2 protein-coding genes are annotated in these 3142 nt (G+C 68.0%); both read left to right on the top strand.

The window, feature by feature from the left end:
• A complete protein-coding gene (gene kdpA / locus AB0K00_RS57625) occupies positions 1–1605 on the top strand; it encodes a potassium-transporting ATPase subunit KdpA (RefSeq protein ID WP_363540185.1) in 1605 nt (534 codons plus the stop codon).
• A gap of 29 nt (positions 1606–1634) precedes the next feature.
• Positions 1635–3142, top strand: a 1508-nt coding sequence (kdpB, locus tag AB0K00_RS57620) for a potassium-transporting ATPase subunit KdpB (protein ID WP_363540183.1), incomplete at its 3' end; no start/stop codon positions are given.

The raw sequence follows: 3142 nt of genomic DNA, 5'->3' as shown, positions 1-3142 counted from the left end.
CTGGTGTACCGGCCGTTCGGTGACTACATGTACCGGGCGGTGACCTCGACCCGGCACACCCGGTTCGAACGCCTGGTGTACCGGGCGGTCGGGGTGAACCCGGCCGGTGAGCAGTCCTGGGGTGTCTACGCCCGCAGCGTCCTGGCGTTCTCCGCCATCTCCATCCTGTTCCTGTACCTGTTCCAGCGGGTCCAGCAGCATCTGCTGCTGTCGCTGGGCTTCGACGCGGTCAAGCCGGATCAGGCGTGGAACACCGCGGTCAGTTTCGTCACCAACACCAACTGGCAGTCGTACTCGGGTGAGTCCACGATGGGACATCTGGTGCAGATGGCCGGGCTGGCGGTGCAGAACTTCACCTCCGCCGCCGTCGGCATCGCCGTCGCCGTCGCCCTCGTCCGCGGGTTCGCCCGATCCAAAACCACCGAGCTGGGCAACTTCTGGGTCGATCTGGTCCGCATCTGCGTGCGGGTGCTGCTGCCGGTCGCGGTGATCGGCGCGACACTGTTCATCGCCGGGGGCATGGTGCAGAACCTCACCGACGGCACCACCGTCACCACCCTGACCGGCGCGGCGCAGAGCATCACCGGCGGACCCGTCGCCAGCCAGGAGGTCATCAAGGAACTCGGCACCAACGGCGGCGGGTTCTACAACGCCAACAGCGCCCACCCGTTCGAGAACCCGACCGGCTGGACGAACTGGCTGCAACTGTTCCTGATCCTGTTCATCCCGTTCAGCCTGCCCCGCGTGTTCGGCCGGATGGTCGGCGACAAACGCCAGGGCCTGGCCATCGCCGGCATCATGGCGATCCTCGCCATCGCCAGCATCATCGCGATCAACGCCCTGCAACTCGCCCACGGCGGGACCGTGCCCACCGCGGCCGGCGCCGCCACCGAAGGCACCGAAACCCGCTTCGGCGTCTCCCAGTCCGCCACCTTCGCCGCCATCACCACCCTGACGTCCACGGGGGCGGTGAACTCCTTCCACGACTCCTACACGTCGCTGGGTGGCATGATCACCATGCTCAACATGATGCTCGGTGAGGTGGCACCGGGCGGTGTCGGCTCCGGCCTGTACGGCATGCTCATCCTCGCCGTCATCACCGTCTTCGTCGCCGGCCTCATGGTCGGCCGCACCCCCGAATACCTCGGCAAAAAGATCAGCGCCCGCGAAATCAAATTCGCGTCGCTGTATCTGCTGACGACCCCGGCGCTGGTCCTGGTCGGCACGGCGGTGGCGATGGGGTCATCCACCGCACGATCGTCGATGGCGAACCCAGGCGCGCATGGCCTGTCGGAGGTGTTGTACGCGTTCACGTCCGCGTCGAACAACAACGGCTCCGCGTTCGCCGGCATCAGCGTGAACACGACGTTCTACAACACCGCGCTGGGGTTGTGCATGCTGCTGGGCCGGTTCCTGCCGATCATCCTCGTCCTCGGCCTCGCCGGGTCCCTGGCCCGGCAGACACCGGTGCCGCAGTCGGCCGGGACGCTACGGACGTATCAGCCGTTGTTCATCGGCATGGTCGTCGCGGTCACGGTCGTCGTGGTCCTGCTGACCTACCTGCCTGCCCTGGCGCTCGGCCCGCTCGCGGAGGGCGTCCGATGAGCACCCTGACCACCTCTCGAGGAAGCGACATGACCGCCCCAACCCGCCGCCGGGTCGCCGGTGGACTGCTCGACCCCCAGCAACTGTGGAAGTCCACCCCCGACGCGCTCCGGAAACTCAACCCTGCCACGTTGTGGCGCAACCCGGTCATGTTCATCGTGGAGATCGGCTCGGTCTTCACCACCGTCCTGGCGGTCCTGCACCCCAGCGTCTTCGCCTGGGCCATCACCGTGTGGCTGTGGCTCACCGTCATCTTCGCCAACCTCGCCGAAGCCGTCGCCGAAGGCCGCGGCAAAGCCCAAGCCGAAACCCTGCGCCGGGCGAAGACCGACACCATGGCCCGGCGCCTCATCGGCGACGCCCGGGTCGAGGAATCCGTGCCCGCCGCCGCCCTGCAACTCGGCGACATCGTCGTGGTCGAAGCCGGACAGGTCATCCCCGGCGACGGCGACGTCATCGAAGGCATCGCCTCCGTCGACGAATCCGCCATCACCGGCGAATCCGCACCCGTCATCCGCGAATCCGGCGGCGACCGCAGCGCCGTCACCGGCGGCACCAAAGTCCTCTCCGACCGCATCATCGTACGCATCACCCAGAAGCCGGGCGAGTCGTTCATCGACCGGATGATCGCCCTGGTCGAAGGCGCGAACCGGCAGAAGACACCGAACGAGATCGCCCTCAACATCCTTCTCGCGTCGCTGACGATCATCTTCCTGCTCGCCGTCGCGACCCTACAGCCCCTGGCGATCTACTCCAAGGGCGTGCAGGCGTTCGCACCCGACAGCCTCGCCCTCAACGGCAACGGCGTCACCGGCATCGTCCTCGTCTCACTCCTGGTATGTCTCATCCCGACCACGATCGGGGCGCTGCTGTCCGCGATCGGCATCGCCGGCATGGACCGCCTCGTCCAACGCAACGTCCTGGCCATGTCCGGCCGCGCCGTCGAAGCCGCCGGCGACGTCAACACCCTCCTCCTCGACAAAACCGGCACCATCACGCTGGGCAACCGGCAGGCCGGCGAGTTCGTCGCGGTTGAGGGTGTGACCGCGCAGGACCTTGCCGACGCCGCGCAGTTGTCGAGTCTCGCTGACGAGACCCCCGAGGGTCGCAGTGTCGTGGTGTACGCCAAGACCGCGCACGGGCTGCGGGAACGCACCGCCGGCGAGCTCGGTAGCGCGACCTGGGTCCCGTTCACCGCGCAGACGCGGATGTCGGGCGTCGACGTGGCTGAGGGCGGGCAGGTCCGGCAGGTCCGTAAGGGCGCCGCGACCGCGGTGATGAAATGGGTCCGCGACAACGGCGGGCACCCGACCAACGACGTCGGCGAGATCGTCGACGCGATCTCCGGGTCGGGCGGCACGCCGCTCGTCGTCGCGGAGCGCGTCGGCGCCGAGCCGGCCCGGGCGCTGGGGGTGATTCACCTCAAGGACGTCGTGAAGCAGGGCATGCGGGAACGGTTCGACGAGATGCGCCGGATGGGCATCCGCACGGTGATGATCACCGGCGACAACCCACTGACAGCACGGGCGATCGCGGA

This window comes from Dactylosporangium sp. NPDC049525 (assembly GCF_040676755.1).
In the GTDB taxonomy this organism is placed as follows: Bacteria; Actinomycetota; Actinomycetes; order Mycobacteriales; family Micromonosporaceae; genus Dactylosporangium.
This window is presented reverse-complemented; position numbering and strand designations above follow the sequence as displayed.